This window comes from Photobacterium sp. DNB23_23_1 (assembly GCF_052873815.1).
On record NZ_JBNNXT010000063.1, the window covers coordinates 1 to 20543 of the forward strand.

General features: G+C 47.3%; 13 protein-coding genes. 12 read left to right on the forward strand and 1 reads right to left on the reverse strand.

Features of this window, described 5'->3' with window-relative positions; all coding sequences use genetic code 11:
* Window positions 1–251 precede the first annotated feature (251 nt).
* The 8 genes from galU to ACVA53_RS23810 all read left to right on the forward strand — a co-directional run bounded on the left by galU (window position 252) and on the right by ACVA53_RS23810 (window position 9891).
* Complete coding sequence (galU, locus tag ACVA53_RS23775) at window positions 252–1172, forward strand: UTP--glucose-1-phosphate uridylyltransferase GalU (protein WP_446506480.1); 921 nt, start codon at window positions 252–254, stop codon at window positions 1170–1172.
* A 37-nt stretch (window positions 1173–1209) separates the two neighbouring features.
* The gene (locus ACVA53_RS23780) at window positions 1210–2934 is read left to right on the forward strand and encodes an SLC13 family permease (protein WP_446506481.1); all 1725 of its coding nucleotides are present in this window, start codon (window positions 1210–1212) and stop codon (window positions 2932–2934) included.
* Window positions 2935–2962: 28 nt separating this feature from the next.
* Window positions 2963–4129: a nucleotide sugar dehydrogenase gene (locus tag ACVA53_RS23785; RefSeq protein ID WP_446506482.1), complete on the forward strand. Its 1167-nt coding sequence runs from the start codon at window positions 2963–2965 to the stop codon at window positions 4127–4129.
* Between the two features lie 124 nt (window positions 4130–4253).
* Window positions 4254–4604 carry a VanZ family protein gene (locus ACVA53_RS23790; RefSeq protein ID WP_446506483.1) on the forward strand — a complete coding sequence of 117 codons (351 nt, stop codon included), beginning with the start codon at window positions 4254–4256 and terminating at the stop codon, window positions 4602–4604.
* A 467-nt stretch (window positions 4605–5071) separates the two neighbouring features.
* A complete protein-coding gene (locus tag ACVA53_RS23795; RefSeq protein WP_446506484.1) occupies window positions 5072–5500 on the forward strand; it encodes an arsenate reductase/protein-tyrosine-phosphatase family protein in 429 nt (142 codons plus the stop codon).
* A gap of 1167 nt (window positions 5501–6667) precedes the next feature.
* On the forward strand, window positions 6668–8056 hold the full coding sequence (locus tag ACVA53_RS23800) for an MBL fold metallo-hydrolase RNA specificity domain-containing protein (RefSeq protein ID WP_446506485.1): 1389 nt from the start codon (window positions 6668–6670) through the stop codon (window positions 8054–8056).
* 161 nt (window positions 8057–8217) lie between these two features.
* A complete protein-coding gene (locus ACVA53_RS23805; RefSeq protein WP_446506486.1) occupies window positions 8218–9384 on the forward strand; it encodes a nucleotide sugar dehydrogenase in 1167 nt (388 codons plus the stop codon).
* A gap of 156 nt (window positions 9385–9540) precedes the next feature.
* A complete protein-coding gene (locus tag ACVA53_RS23810) occupies window positions 9541–9891 on the forward strand; it encodes a hypothetical protein (protein ID WP_446506487.1) in 351 nt (116 codons plus the stop codon).
* A 58-nt stretch (window positions 9892–9949) separates the two neighbouring features.
* On the opposite strand, the gene mnmC is transcribed toward ACVA53_RS23810, so the two are convergent.
* The gene (gene mnmC / locus ACVA53_RS23815) at window positions 9950–12034 is read right to left on the reverse strand and encodes a bifunctional tRNA (5-methylaminomethyl-2-thiouridine)(34)-methyltransferase MnmD/FAD-dependent 5-carboxymethylaminomethyl-2-thiouridine(34) oxidoreductase MnmC (RefSeq protein ID WP_446506491.1); all 2085 of its coding nucleotides are present in this window, start codon (window positions 12032–12034) and stop codon (window positions 9950–9952) included.
* A gap of 200 nt (window positions 12035–12234) precedes the next feature.
* Between mnmC and fabB the strand changes: the two genes are divergently transcribed.
* The 4 genes from fabB to ACVA53_RS23835 all read left to right on the forward strand — a co-directional run bounded on the left by fabB (window position 12235) and on the right by ACVA53_RS23835 (window position 20413).
* Window positions 12235–13446 carry a beta-ketoacyl-ACP synthase I gene (gene fabB / locus ACVA53_RS23820; RefSeq protein ID WP_446506488.1) on the forward strand — a complete coding sequence of 404 codons (1212 nt, stop codon included), beginning with the start codon at window positions 12235–12237 and terminating at the stop codon, window positions 13444–13446.
* A gap of 382 nt (window positions 13447–13828) precedes the next feature.
* On the forward strand, window positions 13829–15001 hold the full coding sequence (locus ACVA53_RS23825; RefSeq protein ID WP_446506489.1) for a 4-phosphoerythronate dehydrogenase: 1173 nt from the start codon (window positions 13829–13831) through the stop codon (window positions 14999–15001).
* Entirely contained in the window at window positions 14998–16011 is a 1014-nt protein-coding gene (locus tag ACVA53_RS23830; RefSeq protein WP_255044818.1) for an aspartate-semialdehyde dehydrogenase, read from the forward strand. The genes ACVA53_RS23825 and ACVA53_RS23830 overlap by 4 nt, the downstream gene beginning before the upstream one ends.
* 346 nt (window positions 16012–16357) lie before the next feature.
* Window positions 16358–20413, forward strand: a complete 4056-nt coding sequence (locus ACVA53_RS23835; protein ID WP_446506490.1) for a FimV/HubP family polar landmark protein — start codon at window positions 16358–16360, stop codon at window positions 20411–20413.
* Window positions 20414–20543: the final 130 nt, after the last annotated feature.

Here is a 20543-nt window from a genome sequence, read left to right on the forward strand (position 1 = left end):
TACAGCTTACAGCTTACAGCTTACAGCTTACAGCTTACAGCTTACAGCTTACAGCTTACAGCTTACAGCTTACAGCTTACAGCTCTGGTATATCCAGGGCTTTTATTTTTTATAATCATAATTTTCTAGGTTCTAGGTTCTAGGTTCTAGGTTCTAGGTTCTAGGTTCTAGGTTCTAGGTTCTAGGTTCTAGGTTCTAGGTTCTTGGTTCTTGGTTCTAGGTTCCCTAATCCCCCGAATAAAGGAACAACAATGAGTACAGTAAAAAAAGCTGTCATCCCAGTAGCAGGGTTAGGCACGCGTATGCTTCCGGCAACAAAAGCGATTCCAAAAGAAATGTTGCCAATCGTAGATAAGCCGCTTATTCAGTATATTGTGAATGAGTGTGTATCTGCAGGTATTAAAGAAATTGTTCTTGTGACGCATTCTTCAAAAAATGCCATCGAAAATCATTTCGATACTTCTTATGAGCTTGAAGCTACATTAGAAAAGCGTGTAAAGCGTCAGCTGTTGGATGAGGTGCAATCTATTTGTCCACCAGATGTAACCATTATGCATGTGCGCCAAGGCCACGCTAAAGGACTGGGCCACGCAGTACTTTGCGCGAAGCCTTTGGTTGGTGATGCGCCATTTGCTGTGGTGCTACCAGATGTTATTTTGGATGAGTACACTGCCGATCAGTCAACAGAAAACCTTGCTGCTATGCTGAAACGTTTTGAGACTTCAAATGCTAGCCAGATCATGGTTGAGCCTGTGCCTATGTCTGAAGTGTCAAAATACGGTGTGGTTGATTGTGGTGGTGCAGTACTACAGGCAGGTGACTCATATGCGATGACGGCAATGGTTGAAAAACCGGTTGTTGAAGAGGCGCCTTCGAATCTGGCGGTTGTTGGCCGTTATGTACTGTCTTCAAACATTTGGCAGAAGCTGGCAATTACCCCTCCTGGTGCTGGTGATGAAATTCAGCTTACTGATGCGATTGATATGCTAATGGCAGAAGAAGACGTCGAAGCCTTTCACATGACAGGTAAATCCCATGATTGTGGTGATAAACAAGGTTACCTTCGTGCGTTTGTTGAGTACGGCCTGCGTCACGAAAGCCTCGGTGAAGAGTTTAAAGTTTACCTAAACTCGCGATTTAATTCTGCCTCATCATTAAAAGCGGTGAGCTAATATGTATGGCGCCTTTGGGCGCCTATTTTGAGTTATGATGACCTCTTCATTTATTGTTGCACTGACGATTGTCTCGTTATTCTCTGCTCTTATCTTTACTAGGGTTCGGCCTTCAATCCTGTTCAGTGCGGTAGTTTTATTCTTTTATTTTCTTGGTTTTATACCGCAAGCCAGAATGCTCAGCTTTGGTGTCAACCAAGCGGTAATCACACTACTTCTTTTGTTAGTTGCTTCGCTTGCGCTTGAACGCACTCGTATTTTAGTTTGGGTGACTAAGCTTGTTTTCCGTCCAACCTTTAAAATGACGTTAGCCCGATTAGGTTTATTAGCCTCTATCAGTTCGGCTTTTCTCAACAACACGGCAGTTGTTGCGTCGTTAATGGCCGGTTTAACCCGAAGCCAAGATTACTCTCCATCTCGCTTATTGTTACCCCTTTCCTATTTTGCCATTATTGGTGGCACGTTAACCTTGATAGGTACGTCTACCAACTTAATTGTGAATGGCTTATTGATTGAACAGGGGTATGCATCACTTCGGTTCTTTGATTTTCTTCCTGTCGGTTTGATGATTTTACTGGTAGCAGGGCTTGCTGTCTTTTTTTGTGCTTATCGTTTACCAGAAATCGTGGTGACTGAAGGCCAACGTGGCGACTACTTTATCGATGCTGAAGTGCAGTCAGGTAGTGCGTTAATTGGTAAAACTATTCAGCAGAATGGCTTACGTGCTTTGGATGGATTGTTTTTGGTTGATATTGTTCGCGATGGACAGTTAATTTCTCCTGTTAATCCGCAAATGGCAATCAAAGAAAACGATAAGTTGGTTTTCTGCGGTGATGTAAAACACATATCGCAGCTTGAACAGTTTGATGGTTTGTCTTTGTTTGCCAATAGTAATGGTTTGCTGATCAGCAATTTGATCGAAGTGATTGTCAGTACCGAATCGAGCATTATCGGTAGAACGTTAAAAGATACCCAATTCCGCTCACGATTCGATGCGGCGGTGGTAGCAATAAACCGAAATGGTCAGAAGGTCAGCGGTAAACTTGGCGAGCAGTTGATTTATGCTGGTGATAAATTGGTGTTGGCTGTTGGGCCAGACTTTGAAAAACATCGAAATGTTGACCGAAATTTTTTTATCATCTCCGGGTTGAAAGTCAAATCGCGCCTACAGTCGTGGCAAGAAGTGCTTGCGATTGGTGGTTTCGTAGCCATGATTACTTCTGCGGCTACTGGCATTATGAGCCTCTTTTCAGGCTTGCTCATTTATGTCGCTGTTATGGTGTTATCGAAGGTACTGACGGGAGCAAATATTCGTCGACGTTTTCCGTTTGAAATTTGGCTAATGATTGCCAGCGCGCTTTGTATTGCCGAGGTATTCACCACCAGTGGTTTGGCGCAGCAAATAGCGGATATGGTAACGAGCGTAGCGGGTAATAGCGGCCCCTGGTTTGCTTTGGCTGTGATATTTTTCATGACTATGGTGACTACGGAAATTGTCACCAACAATGCGGCTGCAGCTTTGGCATTACCTATTGCTTTGGGAGTTGCCCAATCCTATGGTGTGAACTATATGCCTTTTGTCATGGCCGTTGCTTATGGTGCCAGCGCTAGTTTTATTAGCCCATTTGGTTATCAAACCAATTTGATGGTGATGAATGCCGGTGATTACAGAGTCATCGATTTTATTAAAACAGGGTGGAAAGTTTCGCTGACCTACTCAACAGTGGTTATTCTCACCACACCCTTCGTTTTCCCATTTTAGATACTTTATTAATTGATTTAGGATAAACATGAAAATCGCAGTTGCAGGTACAGGTTATGTAGGCTTGTCAAATGCTGTGCTATTAGCTCAGCATCATGAAGTTCTTGCTGTTGATATCATCGAAGAAAAGGTCAATATGCTTAATGATCGTGTATCACCGATTGTTGATGCAGAAATTGAAGATTTTCTTGCTAATAAAACACTTCATCTCACAGCGACTTTAGATAAGCAGCTTGCTTATAAAGAGGCTGACTTTGTTATCATCGCAACACCTACCGATTATGATGCAGTTAATCATTACTTCAATACTTCTTCGGTTGAAGCGGTAATAAACGATGTAATGGCAATTAACCCAAATGCGGTTATGATCATTAAGTCAACCATTCCAGTCGGTTACACCAAGCAGATTAAAGAGCAACTTGGCTGTGAAAATATTATTTTCTCACCAGAGTTCTTACGTGAAGGCCGGGCACTTTATGACAACCTTTATCCATCACGCATTATCGTCGGTGAACAAAGTGAGCGAGCACATATTTTTGCTAATTTATTAGTTGAAGGCGCGCTCAAGGAAGGTATCGAAGTACTGTTTACCGACTCTACGGAAGCAGAAGCGGTTAAGCTATTCTCTAACACTTATCTCGCTATGCGCGTTGCCTATTTCAATGAACTGGACTCCTACGCAGAGTCCCACGGCCTTGATGCTCGCCAAATAATCGAAGGTGTTGGTCTAGATCCACGTATCGGTAGCCACTACAATAACCCATCATTTGGTTACGGTGGTTACTGTTTACCAAAAGATACCAAGCAATTACGTGCGAATTACAATGAAGTGCCTAACTGTTTGATTGGTGCGATTGTTGATGCTAATACCACTCGTAAAGACTTTGTTGCAGATTCTATCCTTAGCCGCCAACCTAAAACGGTAGGCATTTATCGTCTCATCATGAAATCTGGCTCAGATAACTTCCGAGCGTCCAGTATTCAAGGGATTATGAAGCGTATCAAGGCTAAAGGTATTGATGTAGTGGTTTATGAGCCAGTGCTGGAAGAGAAAGAGTTTTTTCACTCAGCTGTAATTGAAGATCTTGAGCAGTTCAAAGCGATGTCTGATGTGATTGTATCAAATCGTATGGCTGAAGAACTTGCTGATGTTGCTGATAAAGTATATACCCGAGACTTATTTGGGGCAGATTAAAATTTTCTAATTAAGAAGGCCTATCTTCAATTTATTTGCTTGGTTTGAGTCGATGGAGTAATCACTCCAACTTGACTCTTTCCCTATATTCAGCCTAGAGCCTAGAGCCCAGAATTTAGAATCCATGTTAAAACGACTTCCTCTCTTGCTTTATGCAGTATTAATTCTGTTCCTATCACTTAAACCTACTGGGCCAGAGTTACTCTCGATCCCTCATATCGATAAAATTCAACATTTCATGGCCTATGCTGGGTTTGCCATCTTTGCAGCATACGCGACTTCAACGAAACGATCGTTCTACAAGTGTTGCGCTGTCATCGTGCTCTTCAGTGGCGTGATAGAGTTAATTCAACCTTTCTTTGGGCGTGAGTGTTCATTTTTTGATTTGCTCGCTAATTCGTTTGGAGTTTTTATTGGGAGCATTATTGTTTTGGTATTTATCCGGCGAGATTACATCAGATTTGTAACGATATAAAATAAACGTTATTTGAAACAGGAGTGAATACTACTTAGGTGCAGAAAATGCTAGATTATGAAAAAACAAGAATAGCAACAGAAATCTAGATTTAAGGTTTGATCTGATGTTGAGCCATATGCTGCAGCAATGGGCTGAGCACATTACCGAGGCAGTGAAAGAGGCTTAATCAAAAGTAGTGTTAATACCAATCTGGATGAGTCTTTACCTGATGTATTACTAGGAAAAAGATGTTATCAAGGCGGAGATTGCAGTAACTAGTGGCTCTAATTATAAAATCTTGGTATCGAGGGCGATTCTCTTCTGGGGAGTTGCCCTTTTTGCGTTTTAGACCAACCCAAAATGATAGCCTGTCTGTGGTGGAAGGGTATCAGATTGTCATACCTAGAAAGCTGAAATAGAACTCGTCTTACTGTAAACTTTCAGCCAACATAATTAGCCTATAGCCAATACTTTGAAGGAACAGTATGTTTAATAAAATTCTGGTGGTTTGCGTTGGTAACATCTGCCGTTCTCCATCAGGTGAATACCTGTTAAAGCACCATTTACCTAATAAGCACATTGCCTCCGCAGGCGTCGGTGCATTGGTTGGCAAACCTGCTGATAAAACGGCAGCAGCAGTCGCACTTGAGCACGGTGTTAGCCTGGAAGGGCATGTGGCCCAGCAGGTCACCAGTGAGCTTTGCCGTGAGTACGATTTAATTTTGGTAATGGAAAAAGGCCATATTGAAGCGGTGACCAAAATTGCACCGGAAGCCCGTGGCAAAACCATGCTATTTGGTCAGTGGATTGGTCAGAAAGATATTCCCGACCCATACCGTCAAAGCCGTGAAGCGTTCGACTTTGCCTATGAGCTGATTGATGAATCAGCCAAAGCGTGGGCGAAGAAGCTGTAAAAGGCTGAACTGCCGTTTTAGCGGTTCGAATGCTTTTAAGGTGAACATGCTTTAAATGATAATCCCCCTTCTGGTGCTGGTCGTCTTTATTATCAGCGCCAGAAGAAAAATGCCATTCATATTATACCAACCTACATAAATTCTTGAACAACTACTTATCCAGATTGGTATTACTTTCCTAAATATTGAATTCATTCATGTCATGTTGCTGAATAAAAATCAACCTTAAGAATTTTAATTTTTTATTTTGTGAAAACTTAGTGAAATATAAAAAATCACCCGAGATACTACTCTTTGCATGCTTGTGCATATGGGGTCGTTGAGGTATGGTGATATTCATTCAAGGAATATATTAACGACCTTGTAATACAGTCTTAAATATAGCAAGGAGTCGCTATGCATTATTTACATTGCCCGGAATGTCAGCGTGTAGAACATGTTTATCGGATCAAAAGGAATACCATAGAACGTATCTTCAGGCATCATTATGGCAAATACCAGTGTGCGTGTTGTTCGTCGGTGTTTTTATCTCACATGGCAAAGCAGGTCACGATTGTCATCAAACGAGGTGAGGAGAGCTATGAGCCTACGGAGTGATGCCAATGGCAGAGTTTGATGGAATTGAACACAGGATCAAAAGGTACTGTTACATAGAGCACCTGATGGATCTTCAGCGGCAATATCGTCAAGCCGTCTGTGCTAGCAATAGAAACGAGATCGTGTATCTCGAAGAGGTTATCATTGAGGTCAAGCGTGAGTTAATGAGCAGCAAGCCTTAGATGAAATTGGAAATTTCTGAGCTATTCAAGATAAGGTTAAAATCTCTTTCATGAGATATTTGGATTCATTTATGCGTTATTCTTCCTGTCTTCCTGTCTTCCTGTCTTCCTGATTTGAACGTATCTCACAGATTGTAGGGGGGAGAGCTGAATCTTTACATTTTAGTTTAGTCACTTTTTTGACACTTTCCATGTGTGATTTTATCCAAGACTGTTTTGCTATGGGTAGCGTTGTGCGAGGTCGTTTGAAGTCACCTTAGCAATAATGTATTTGTGCTAACTATTAACGACTTTTTTTGTGATATGTGCCGAGCATATTTTGGTTAGTGATGTCGTCCCCAACTTATTTGGCGAAGATCAGTATTACTGAATTTTTAAGGACAAGCTTATGCAAATTATCCATCACGGCGCATATCAGGGGGTGACTGGCTCCTGTCATGAACTGCAGTGGGGGGAGTACGGCATGTTGATTGACTGCGGTTTGTTTCAGGGCAGTGAAGCTCCTCGTTCATTAAATATTGATTTTCCCGTGGAACATATTCAGGCCTTGGTACTGACCCATTGCCATATTGATCATATTGGGCGTATTCCTTGGCTTTTGGCCGCCGGTTTTCGAGGACCAATTTATGCCACAGAAGCGACGGCGGCGTTGCTGCCGTTGATGCTTGATGACGGTTTGAAAATTCAGCTTAACCTTAATAAAGAGCAGCGCAGTCAGTTTCTTTCCCTGATCAAAAGCCTGCTACGGTCGGTACCGTTCGATTGCCAAGCGCCTGTGACGTTACCTACTGGTGAGCGGCTCGCACTCTATTTTCGCCAAGCGGGGCATATCTTGGGATCCGCCTATGTTGAGGTAGTGCTGCCTGATGATCAAGTTGTGGTGTTTTCTGGCGATCTCGGCCCTTCAAACACACCTTTGCTGGTGGATCCGAACTCTCCCAAGCGGGCTGATGTATTAGTTTTGGAGAGTACTTATGGGAATCGTCAACACCAGCGACAGACTGAAAGAAGTGAAAACCTTAAACATATCATTGAACAATCATTACTTGATGGCGGGGCGATACTGATCCCGGCTTTTAGTGTTGGACGCACGCAAGAGCTGCTGTTTGATATTGAAAGTTTGATTGCTGAGACATTCTCATCCAACTTACAAGTCAACTCTGGCCATATGAGGTGGCAGGAGCTACCTATTATTCTCGATTCGCCCTTGGCAGATAAAGTCACCAAGCAATACGAGATGTTTAATCGTTTGTGGGAGAAAGAGGCTATGGGCCGGCAAAATACCGGACGCCACCCACTGTCATTCGAGCAATGTATTACCGTGGATTCTCACTCGCAGCATCTGTCTATTGTTAACCGCCTGCTGTCGACGAAAGAGCCAGCTGTTGTAGTGGCTGCCAGTGGCATGTGCAGCGGAGGGCGCATTTTGAATTATCTCGAAGCGCTGCTACCCGAATCTTGTACGGATGTGGTTATGGTGGGATATCAGGCTTCCGGTACACTGGGGTACGCTCTTTCTCGTGGAGAGAAAAAGGTTGAAATCAATGGCAAGACAATAGAGGTAAAGGCAAAAATCCATAACTTATCTGGGTATTCGGCACATGCCGATCAATCAGATTTGGTGCAATTTGTTGCGAATATCGAGCGAGGACCAAACAGGATTCACCTTGTACATGGTGATCATCGTGCTCAAACTGAACTCGCTCAAGCTCTGCAGGTTGTGCGTCCGGATTGCGAGATGGTAATAGCGGCTGAGCAGAAAACCACCATTGTCTGATTCTGCACATTATTATGTAATGTAAGCAAAACCATCACTATGTTCTGTTATGTTACTGAGGTACTATCTTTTCTACTAGAATGTACAGATCAGTAAGTAGGACGCGATATCAGGACAAGGGCTGTTATTGCGACTTCTTCTGAATTTATTGAGGTTGAGTAATGAAAGTTACCGTAGCAGGTACAGGGTATGTAGGCCTGTCCAATGCCGTATTGTTGGCACAGCATAATGAAGTCGTAGCACTGGATATTATTCAAGACAAAGTTGACTTGATTAATCAAGCGATCTCACCGATTGAAGACAGGGAAATATCCCAGTATTTGGCAGAAAAAACGCTGAACTTGAAAGCGACGACGGATAAAGAGTTGGCTTATCAAAATGCGGAATTTGTTATTATCGCTACCCCGACCGACTATGACCCACAGACCAACTACTTTAATACTTCTTCTGTTGAAGCTGTGATCAAAGATGTGATAGCGATTAATCCAAAGGCTGTCATGATCATTAAGTCGACCGTGCCTGTTGGATACACTCAGAGTATTAAAGATGAATTGGGCTGTGAAAATGTGATTTTCTCGCCGGAATTTTTGCGCGAAGGCCGGGCACTGTTTGATAACCTGCACCCATCACGCATCATTGTCGGTGAAAAGTCTGAGCGGGCAGAAGTGTTTGCTAACTTGTTGGTGCAAGGTGCAGTGAAAGAAAACATTTCTGTGCTTTACACCGATAGCACCGAAGCTGAAGCGGTTAAACTTTTTTCTAACACTTATCTTGCGATGCGTGTGGCTTACTTTAACGAGTTGGACTCTTACGCAGAAGCTCACGGATTAGATAGCCGCCAGATCATCGAAGGTGTCGGTCTAGACCCTCGTATCGGTAATCACTATAACAACCCGTCGTTTGGCTACGGTGGTTACTGCCTACCGAAAGATACCAAGCAGTTATTGGCTAATTACCAATCGGTGCCTAACAATATTATTGGCGCGATTGTGGATGCGAACCGCACTCGTAAAGACTTCATTGCTGATTCTATCATTGCGAAGAAACCACAGGTCGTTGGCGTGTACCGCCTGATCATGAAAGCGGGTTCTGATAACTTCCGCGCGTCTTCTATTCAGGGCATCATGAAACGTATCAAGGCCAAAGGGATCCAGGTTGTTGTCTATGAGCCAGTGCTGCAAGAAGAAGAATTCTTCCAGTCTAAAGTGATCACCGATCTTGATGAGTTCAAACAACTCTCTGATGTCATTGTCTCTAACCGCATGGCCGAAGAGTTGGCGGATGTTGCTGACAAGGTTTACACCCGCGATCTGTTTGGGGCGGATTGATAAAGCAGGCTATTGGCTATTGGCTAGGGGCGATAGGCTACGCCTATCGCCCATTTCTCATTCTCAAGACTGCTCTCAAGACTCCCTTTGTCTTTTTTATCTCCATCTATACTTATAGTCATATCAATAACTATATGTTGCGCTTTGGGGATAGTAATGATGAAGTTTTCACTGGCGGCAATTTTCATCTCGGGCTTTATAAGCCTGTCTGCGTTCGCGGCAGACAATGCATCAACCAGTACTCAGGTAAGGCAGGCACCAACGTCTCAATCTACAGCGACTCAGTCCACTGTCAATCAGCAGCAGGCAAAGTCATCTGTTGAAGCGGCGAGCCAAGAAACCGGTAAAGCAGCGGGTATCGATACCGCATTTGCTGCTTCTGCTGGCGGTATAACCGCAACGGTCTTGGCAGTCGGTGCCGCCGCGGTTGTGATTGGTGTTGCACTTTCTGACTCTGGCGGTGGTGATGACCCAGCTCCTCCGGTAACCGTTCAAGCTGGTCAGTAAATCGCAAAAACGAAAAAGTTTGACTCACATCACCAGTGAGCCAAGCTTTTCTAGGTCCTTAAACCTTCTTCCCTTTCACCAACTTCCTCACCCACATCCGTCCCGGATGCAATGCTTCCAGTACAGTGTTAGGTAGCGGTAGCGGATCGCCGCAGATTTGCGAAGCGAGTAGTTCACCAAGCAGTGGGGCTGAGCTCAGGCCGCGAGAGCCCAAACCAATCATTGCATACAGGTTGTGGTAAACCGGTACCTCTTCTGCGTTGTCTTGCTGGTTTATCAAATCAGCATATTGCGTTAGCAGGTTGTCATATTGGCAAACATCACCAACAAATGGCAGATGGTCGCGGCTGGCACAGCGCACGCCAACACGTGCTTGCGCGTCAGTCATATCAATGTTTTGCGGCCAGCTTGCTTCAGGCAGGCAGTCAACCAAGCGCTGTTTGTTCTCTGTATGCTCTTCAGGGCTGAAGGTTAAATCAGTGCTGCCGCGGCGGTAACTGGCACCGATGCAGTGGCTTTCACCGGTGGCATTAACCGGAGTGAGGTAACCATCATAGCAAAGCACGGTTTTCAGCGGGTTCAGTGTCGGGTTGGTTGGAATATGGCTAACCTGACCGCGCACGGAATAGGCCGGAATATCTTGAGTCTGTGGGAACTCGGCAAAACGATGGCCGTTTGCCACAATCACAGTGTTATGCTGGTAACGCTGGCCGTGCTGGTCTGTCAGCAGCCAGCATTGCTCACTTTGATCGCTGTTTTGGTGAGCGTCTTGTTGGGTGAGTTGCTGGATGTCGGTGTGAGCTTTAACCTCAAGCAAGCTCATCTCTTGTGCTTGCTCAATCAATGCACGGGTAAGATCCTGCGGGCATAGCCAGCCGCCTAGTGGGTAGTTGACGCTACCATGGCCGGATACAACACCAGTGACTTGCTCGGTTTGTTCGACATCAAGCTGGCGGATAAGCGCCTCAGGAAAGCCGCCGGTCATCATTTTTCCTAGCTTGCTGGTGGCATTGTCATCCCAAGCTAGCTGGGTCACTCCGCACCAGTCATGGGCGAACTCTTTTTGCTTGGCTGCTTGTTCCACAAATTGGCGGGCATAGAGAAATGCAGGGGCAAAAAAGCGCGACAATGCATCATTAGAGCCATTGAGTAATGGGTACACTGCGCCTTGGCGGTTACCGGATGCACCTTCGGCGGGTAGTGCGTCGGCACAATATAGGGTGGTTTTAATCCCGCGCCGTGCCAGTGCTATTGCCGTTGTCGCCGAGCCAACGCCGCCGCCGATAATGGCGACCTCAGTTGCTTGTTTGTTCTTATTATTGGCCGATTTGCGACAGTACCAAGGTTTAACGTTACTGCCGTATTTGCGCTCGGTCACGCAGCCAGCCAGCATATCTCGCTTGGTGCCAAAGCCTTTGACTTTTTTCATGTCAAAACCGGCTTCAATGAGGCCGCGGCGAACAAAACCTGCAGCCGTGAACGTTGCTGTGCTGCAGCCGACACGGGCCAGTTTTGCCATCCCGTTGAACAGATCTTGATTCCACATTTCAGGGTTTTTGCTAGGGGCAAAGCCGTCAAGGAACCACGCATCGACGATACCGTCATTATTCGTCCATACTTGTGGCATACAGTCTTTGATATCACCAAACCACAGGTCGAGGGTGATCATACCGTCTTCCAACACAATACGGTGGCAATCAGCCACAGCCGGTGGGTAATGGGCGTGAAGTTGGCTCGCTAAGTCAGCCAGCTCAGGCCATGACTGGTGAGCCTTGATCAGGTCGTCCTTGGTCACCGGGAACTTTTCAAAGCTGATGAAATGCAGCTCTTTGGTGGTGGCATCCGGATGTGCTTGACGGAAGGCTTTGAACCACTGCCAGACGGCAAGGAAATTGAGGCCGGTTCCGAACCCTGTTTCAGCAACCACAAAGCGGCGGCGGTCGAAAGATTCCCAACGCGAAGGCAAGCCATTTTGGTGCAGGAACACGTAGCGTGTTTCTTCTAATCCATTGGCGTTGGAGAAGTACACATCGTCAAAGTCATTAGACACAGGCGTGCCTGATTCATTCCAGTCCAGTACGGCATGTTCGATTTTTGCCGAGTTTTTTTCGTTCTGGGACGGTTTATCTGTATCAGACGGCATTTGGGCTTTATCAGACAAGGGGGAAGCCTCATAGTTGGTGTAACGGGTATTTTTCCGAGGATTGTACCCGATCAACAGGAAAGCTGACCACTTTTGACAGATAAACCCGTTATTATCGTCAGCGTTATACCCAAGTTACCTCAGGTTGTTGATTGTTTATACAGAGGTTATTTGGGTATAAATGACAGTAGGAATTCATCATGAAACGAGCCGTAATTACAGGCATGGGTATTGTGTCCAGCATTGGTAACAACGTTAAAGAAGTGCTGGAGTCATTGAAAACGGGTAAATCCGGTATCAACTTCTCTGAACAATTTGCAGAAATGAAGCTGCGCAGTAATGTTTGGGGCGATTTGAAAATGACCCCTTCAGAATATATCGATCGTAAGAAGATGCGTTTCATGGGCGATGCTGCCGCTTTTGCTTATCTTTCTATGGAACAAGCCATTGAAGACTCTGGCCTAACGGAAGATCAGGTATCAAATGACCGTACCGGCCTTGTGGCGGGTTCTGGTGGTGCGTCTTCTTATAACCAGGTTGCAGCCGTCGATATTCTGCGCGAGAAGGGCGTGAAGCGTGTGGGGCCTTATATGGTACCGCGTACGATGTCTTCAACGGTTTCTGCTTGTTTGGCGACACCGTTTAAAATCCGTGGTGTGAACTACACCATGAGCTCTGCGTGTGCAACGTCTGCTCACTGTATCGGCCATGCACTTGAACTGATTCAACTCGGCAAGCAAGACGTCGTGTTTGCGGGTGGTGGTGAAGAGCTCGATTGGTCTTTGACCATGATGTTCGATGCCATGGGCGCACTCTCTACCAAATACAACGATGATCCATCGAAAGCATCACGCACATATGACGCAGACCGTGACGGTTTCGTTATCTCTGGTGGTGGCGGCATGTTGGTTGTCGAAGAGCTGGAGCATGCATTGGCTCGCGGCGCGAAAATCTACGGCGAGATCGTCGGCTATGGCGCAACCTCTGACGGCTACGACATGGTAGCGCCATCGGGCGAAGGCGCGGTGCGTTGTATGAAGATGGCGATGCAAAATGTTGACAGCATCGATTACATCAATACCCACGGTACATCAACGCCAGTCGGTGATGTGAAAGAGCTTGGCGCTATCCAAGAGCTATTTGGTGATAACAGCCCAGCGATTTCAGCCACCAAGGCGATGACCGGCCACGCATTGGGTGCGGCGGGTGTTCACGAAGCGATTTACTCAACCTTGATGTTAGAAAACAGCTTTGTAGCACCAAGCATCAACATTGATAACTTAGACGAAGCGGCTGCGGGTCTTGATATCGTGACTGAAAAGCGTGACCAAGAGTTGAAGACGGTGATGTCCAACAGCTTCGGTTTCGGTGGCACCAACGCCACACTGGTTATCAAGAAGTACGAAGCTTAACCGACTTTTGTCATTTTCCAGGGGTGGCACTGACTAAGGTACTCAGCTAGAAAGCCTTTTGCGGGGACTGCTCTAACTGTTATATGACCTTGAGTCAGTGCCTAAAAAAACAGACGCGACATCGGCTGTGTGAATAGTATTTTCTTTTGCGGGAGCTGTCTATGATCCCAGTCGGTGTTTTATTTCCTGGACGTTCGCCCAGCAGACTTTTTCTGCTGGGCTTTTTTATGGGAAAGAACTTGGCTGATAGGCTAAAGCGGCCAGAGGCTAGAGGAAAAGCAAGAGCATAAGCTTGACATGGTTCGCCCATCGCCCATTGCCCATCACCTCCCAATCTAATAGCATTCCTCTAAACAGAACCGCTTTATAAGGAAACCGACCCATGAAAATCCTCATTGACGAGAACATGCCTTATGCCGAGGCGCTATTTAGCCAGTTGGGCGAAGTGATCAGCAAACCGGGCAGAACAATGACCGCTGAGGATTTGGTGGATATTGATGCGCTGATGATCCGCTCGGTGACCAAGGTCAATGAAGCCTTGTTGACCAAGGCGAATAAGCTCAAGTTTGTCGGCACCGCAACAGCCGGCCAAGATCATGTTAATGAAGCGACATTGGCTGCCAAAGGTATCGCCTTTACCGCTGCGCCGGGCTGTAACAAGGTGGGTGTGGCTGAATATGTATTGAGTAGCCTGATGGTGCTTGGCCAGCAGCAGGGTTTTTCTATTTTTGACAAAAAGGTAGGGATCATAGGTGCCGGCAATGTCGGTAGCTACCTTGCCCAATGTTTGGATGCGCTCGGGATCCCGTATTTGCTTAATGATCCAATCAAACAGCAACAAGGTGATAGCAGGACTTTCCATTCGCTAGACGACATTCGCTTGCAATGTGATGTCATCACCATGCATACACCGATCACCCGTGATGGCGAGTACCCGACCCATCATTTGGTCGATGATACTTTCCTCGCAGATTTACAATCAGGTGCAATACTGATCAATGCGGCCCGTGGCCCGGTAGTGGATAACCTCGCCCTCAAACGCGCTCTGCAGCAGAGCCAATCAGGAGAGGGCAAGAAGCTGACGGCTGTTTTGGATGTATTCGAACACGAGCCGCAGGTTGATCTCGAACTATTGCCACTGTTGGCTTTTGCTACTCCGCATGTTGCTGGCTATGGTTTAGAGGGCAAGGCACGCGGCACCACTATGGTTTATAACAGCTATTGCCAATTCCTTGGCTTAGAGCAGCAGGTTACCGCTGCTAGCTTGTTGCCGATCGCTCCAGTACCACAGGTCAGCCTGAGCCAAGAGTGGGATGAGTCGACGCTATTTAGCCTGACCCAGATTGTCTATGATGTGCGCCGTGATGATGGCTTGTTCCGCCGTGAAATGGGTCAAATGGCAGAGGGGAGCCCGGAAATGGCGACTGCTTTCGACCGGATGCGCAAAAATTACTGGGATCGCCGTGAATATAGCGCGATTACAGTAGCGGGCGAGGCCCATTTTGGGGTAGAGTCGCTGGCTAAATTAGGTTTTACAGTAGAGGAAAGGCCATGAGCCAGGAATTTGATATTGCAGTACTCGGTGCGACCGGCGCTGTCGGCGAAGCCATTGTGGAAGTTCTTGAGGAACGCAATTTTCCTGTTCGCAATCTCTATTTACTAGCTTCTGAGCGTAGTGCGGGCAAAGTCTTGCGCTTCAAAGGTAAGTCTGTACGGGTCAAAAACGTTGAAGATTTCGACTGGAGCCAAGTCCAGCTTGCTATCTTCTCTGCCGGTGCAGAAGCGTCTGAGCGCTGGGCGCCAGCCGCTGCCGATTACGGTGTGGTTGTTATCGACAACACGTCCCGCTTCCGCTACGACTACGATGTACCTTTGGTGATCCCTGAGGTAAACCCGCACGCGATTGCGGAGTACCGTAACCGCAATATTATTGCTAACCCGAATTGTTCAACGATCCAGATGCTGGTCGCGCTGAAGCCGATCCACGAAGCATACGGTATCGAGCGTATTAATGTGGCGACATACCAGTCGGTATCGGGCACGGGTAAAAAAGGTGTTGATGAGCTTGCGGGTCAAACGGCTAAGTTGTTAAACGGCCTGCCAGCGGAAACCAAGGTTTACGACAAGCAGATTGCGTTTAACTGCTTGCCACATATCGATGAGTTCATGGATAACGGCTACACCAAAGAAGAAATGAAAATGGTGTGGGAAACCCAGAAAATTTTGGGTGATGACAATATCCGTGTTAACCCGACTTGTGTTCGTGTGCCTGTATTCTACGGCCATGCCGAAGCGGTTCACGTCGAAACTTGCCAGCCGGTACATATCGAAGAAGCGATTAGCTTGTTGGAAAGTGCCGAAGGTATTGAAGTCTTCCATGGTAATGACTACCCGACTCAGGTTAGTGATGCGACCGGCAAAGACCACGTGATGGTTGCCCGTATCCGTGAAGATATCAGCCACCCTTGTGGCCTGAACATGTGGGTGGTTGCCGATAATGTCCGTAAAGGTGCGGCGACCAACAGTGTACAGATCGCAGAAAAGCTGATTGAAGAGTATTTATAATCAGGCTAGAGGCTAGAGGCTAGAGGCTAGAGGCTAGAGGCTAGAGGCTAGAGGCTAGAGGCTAGAGGAAGAGCCAAAGAAGAAGCAAGAGTTTGACATGGTCAGGCTCTTGTAATCAATCGCCCATCGCTGCTGTTGTATTTTCAACTTGCTGAATCTACGTAGGTCACCAATAGTGCGACCTTGCTCCCGACTTCATGATTAGGTGGAGATGTCACGCTCAAGATTATTGTGAATAGGCCGAAATTAAATAATCTTGTATCATATTGCTGTGCACATGCATTTTATATTGATGCCGTGTGCTATGCATTCTTAGCTATTTTCCTGCCAAAGAGGATGACAGGCAGTGTCTGATCTTTCGACGATGATAAAACGTTTTTTCCTGCCGGTAATATTTTCCACCGCTGTGATATATTCTCCGGTCCACGCGAATACCGTTCGTATTACTGGGCCAACCCAAGGCGTACAGCCTACAGCTTCTTCATTGCCAGCTAATACCGGATCGTCTACACAGTCGTCTGCTAATGCTTTGCGCTATGGGCCTACTACCAACACTGAAACCTTGTGGTCGATTGCAACTCGCTATCGGCCGAATAATCAAGTTTCTATTTATCAGGTTATCGGCGCTATCTTCCGCCAGAACCCACAGGCATTTGAAAGTAGCAATATTCACGGCTTGGTTCCGGGTAGCATGTTGGCTATCCCGACAGAAGCGCAAATGCGTCGTGAAAGTATCGATGTGGTTAAGCAGCGTTTGGAAGCCGATCAGCGCACCCCTTCTCGGAGCCAGACTCGAACGGCGGCCACGCCACCACCGGTAACGACGCCGCAACCGACTGCGGCGAAGCCTGAGCCTAGGCCTGAGCCCGTTGCTCAAGCACCTAAGCCTGTAGTGCAAGCACCTGAACCTCAAGTGAAAGAGGTTGCTGCGGCTCCGAAACCTGCTCCTAAAGCAACTCAGGACGCTTCACCGAAAACTGAGCCAGCAGTTGTCGCGCAGGTGCAGGATAAGCCGGAGCTTGTGGTTGAAACCGTAGTTAAAGCGCCAGAGGCTGCGCCAAAAGCGCCACTGATCCCACCTAAACCGACAGCCTTGCAAGTCCAGTTGGATGCCTCTGACGAGCAGATGACCAAACTTCTCGAGAGCAATCATTTGCTGCGTGTGCGTCTTGCCGAGATGCAGCACGAAGTGTCGGCATTGAAGCAACAACTGACCGACGATGAAGTGTTGCGGGAGCAGATCAAAGGTTTTATTGACCAACAGCGTGCGATGCAAACACAAGTGGTTGAGCCGCAACCTAGCTTGTTTGACCGTATGATTTCCAGCCCATTGATGTTAGCGGCAATGGCATTGATCCCTGGCGCCTTGATAGCGGGTTTACTGGCTTACTTCCTGCTTGGCCGCAAGCGCGAAGTTGAAGATGATGTGAAGTCATTGGATGCCCCGCAAAGCCAAAACGAAGCCGCAATGATGCCTCCGCTGTCACCTACGCCGGCCGATGACGAAGATGTGCCGAGCCTGACTCTGGGTGACGACGAAGAACTTGATGATCTGTTCGGTGATGATGACTCCCTGTTCGATGATCCTGAAAGTAGCTTGTTTGGCCAAGAGTCCTCTCTGGCTTCGAAGGAAGACAGTAATGGCTTTGATATTGCTGGCGATATCGGTGGTAATCTTGGTGCGAGCAGTATTTCAGTCAATAGTGATGATGATGCTATTGGTCTGGAAGATATGGAGCGGGCACTGGATGAAATGGACAAGAAGCCTGAGCCGAGCCCTGATGAAGAGTTGGCGGCAATGTGGGAGCAGTCACTGCAGGCTGATGATGACGACGAAGATAGCTTTGACCTGTCTTATGATGGTGATGACTTGTCTTATGACAGTGGTGATCTGGACGCATCGCTGGAATCGTCGGCTGATGGAGATCAGATTGTTGATCAGGCCATGCTGGATGAATTGTTCTCTTCTGCAGCCAGTGATGAGGTGCAAGCGTTAGACTCGCAGCCGGAGCAGATGGTCGGTCAAGATGAGCTGGATACCTTATTTGATAGCATTGATGTAAATAGCTCTGCTGTAGATGCCCTTGATGCAGATGACCTTGATGTAAATAACGCCGTTATCGATGCTAATGCAGTCAATAGCGCACAATCCGAGCAGGCTGCGGTTGATCAGGCTTTAGCCGATATCGAGTTGATGGCCTCGCCTGCATTGGATGGTGATTTTTCATCAATGCTTGATGACGCTGTCGTCAATGCAGCGGATGTGTCGGTCAGCGATCCGACGGCGCTTCTCGATGAACTGCTTGATGATGAAGACAGCCTCACTTCCGAAATTGAATTGGAAGAAGACAGTACAGCATTGCTTGATGAACTGCTCGATGAGCCTGATACGGACAGCTTGTTGGCCAGTCATGGTATTGAAATCGATGAAAATAGCACTGAGCTATTGGATGAGTTGTTGGCCGATGCTGAGGATTTTGATGAAGCAGGGGTCGAGGAAACAGGGTCCGATACTCTCGAACTTGATACATCTAAGCTTGATACACCCGAGCTTAGCGACGGTGTAGAAGAGCCATTGGTGCTGGATGACATCAGCATTGAAGAGGAGAGCACTGAGCGACTTGATGACATTCTGGACCAACATACCGAAACCGACCAACCTGCTGATGCTGATGCTGATGCTGATGCTGATGCTGATGCGACTGAGGTCGAGCGGCGTGTCGCTGTTGAGCCGGAAGTACTAGCCAAAGAGCCAGAAACTTTAGCTCAAGAGCCAGAAATTGACGAAATTGAACAGCTTCTTGCTTCGGCTGATGCCGCCATGCAGGATGCTGGAGAGCCGGACGACAGCGCTGAAATTGATGCTATCGGTCAAACGGTTGAACAGTTGCTTGAGAGTCTAGAGGCTGACGAACAGGCTGGTAGCAAAGAGCTGCAGGTCGATAGCGAAGAGATCATCCTTGATGAGCCTGCTTTCGACTTTGCAGCGGACACTCAGCAGTCACAAGTTCACGAAGTGTCACAAGGTGAACCTGACGTCCAAGAGCTAGAAAGCCCAGACGAGCAAGAGAATAAGACCTCAGAGCACAGTGAGCACAACAGCGAAGAGTTCCCTATTTTTGATGAGGAAACTCTGCTAGCAGAGCTTGATGAGGCTCCTCGAATTGAGAGCGTTGCTCAGCAAGCCTCTGAAGAGCCGGTGAAGCACGAGTTCGATGATGCACCGTTGACACTCGATGATCTGCCAGAGTTCGATGAAGAGGCCGCATTTAACGATCCGGATGTAGAGCTGCAACAAGAACAAGTACTGAGCGAAGACGATGAGCAAGCAATGCTTGATAATATCGTTCGTCAGTTACAGCAGGCAGCAGAAGCGGCAGAGAAACCTCAAGTAAATGAAGAGCCTTTGGATGCTGTAGTGGCAGAACAATACGTTCAGCCCGAGCAACAAGCACCCGCTAGCCCTTATTCACTTCATGGCCACCCGGATATTGAGTTTGAAACTCTGGACCCGGCTAGTTTGCCTGAGTTTAATGAGGATGAAGCCCTACAGGCTTCATTCGATGAGCAGCATGAGCTAGAGCAATATGAAGTCGAGCAAGGCTTCAAACCGCAAGCTCCTGAGCCACAAGCCCTTGAGTCTGTCACGCCAGAGCCTGCAATGGCAGAAGCTTTGGCTCCAGCCGCGCAACTGAGCGATGAGTTTGTCGACTCGGCAGGGCTGGATATGGATGCACTGCTAAACGACCCCGAACTGCAAGCAGATTGGGAGCGTGAGCAGTTGGTGGGCCGTTCGGAAAATGTGACTGGCGATAGCGCTGTAGACGACGACTTGTCAGCAGAAGAGAGTGAAATTTGGGCGGCGAGTAACCCTGAACCCGAACTTGAAGGTGAGGACTGGGAGGATCAACCAGAGATGAATGTCGAAGACGTGCCAGCCTTCGACGAAGATGATCTTATGGTTGATAACGGTGCCGATTCTGAAATGTTGTTTGTGGGTGAGGTCAACGAGCCTCAGCCTGCGATGGAAGAAGCGGCCAGTGAGTTGGTCGATGAGTCTCCGGTTGCTGAGCCTGTTCATCGCCAAGCACCTGACGCGTCTTACATCAGTATTGATGAGCTGATGAAGGATCTTGATGGTGAGGAGCCTAATAGTGAATTGGATGAAGCACCGCTGAACCTTGATGTCGGTTTGGATGAGTTCCCTGATGTGCTGGCCGATATTGGTAGTTTGGATATCGACAGCCAAGGTGAGTTTGCCAGTAAGCTTGATTTGGCCAAAGCGTACCTTGAGATGAATGATAGCGAAGGTGCGCGCGGGTTACTCGAAGACGTTGACCAAGGTGACAACGGTGAGTTGCAGCAAGAGGCGAAAAGCCTGTTGGCGAAGTTGAGAGGCTAGAGCAAAGAGTAGAAGCAAGAGCTTGACATGGTCAGGCTCTTGCAAAAAATTTGCATCGCCCATCGCCCATCGCCCATCGCCCATCGCCCATCGCCCATCGCCCATCGCCCATCGCCCATCGCCCATCGCC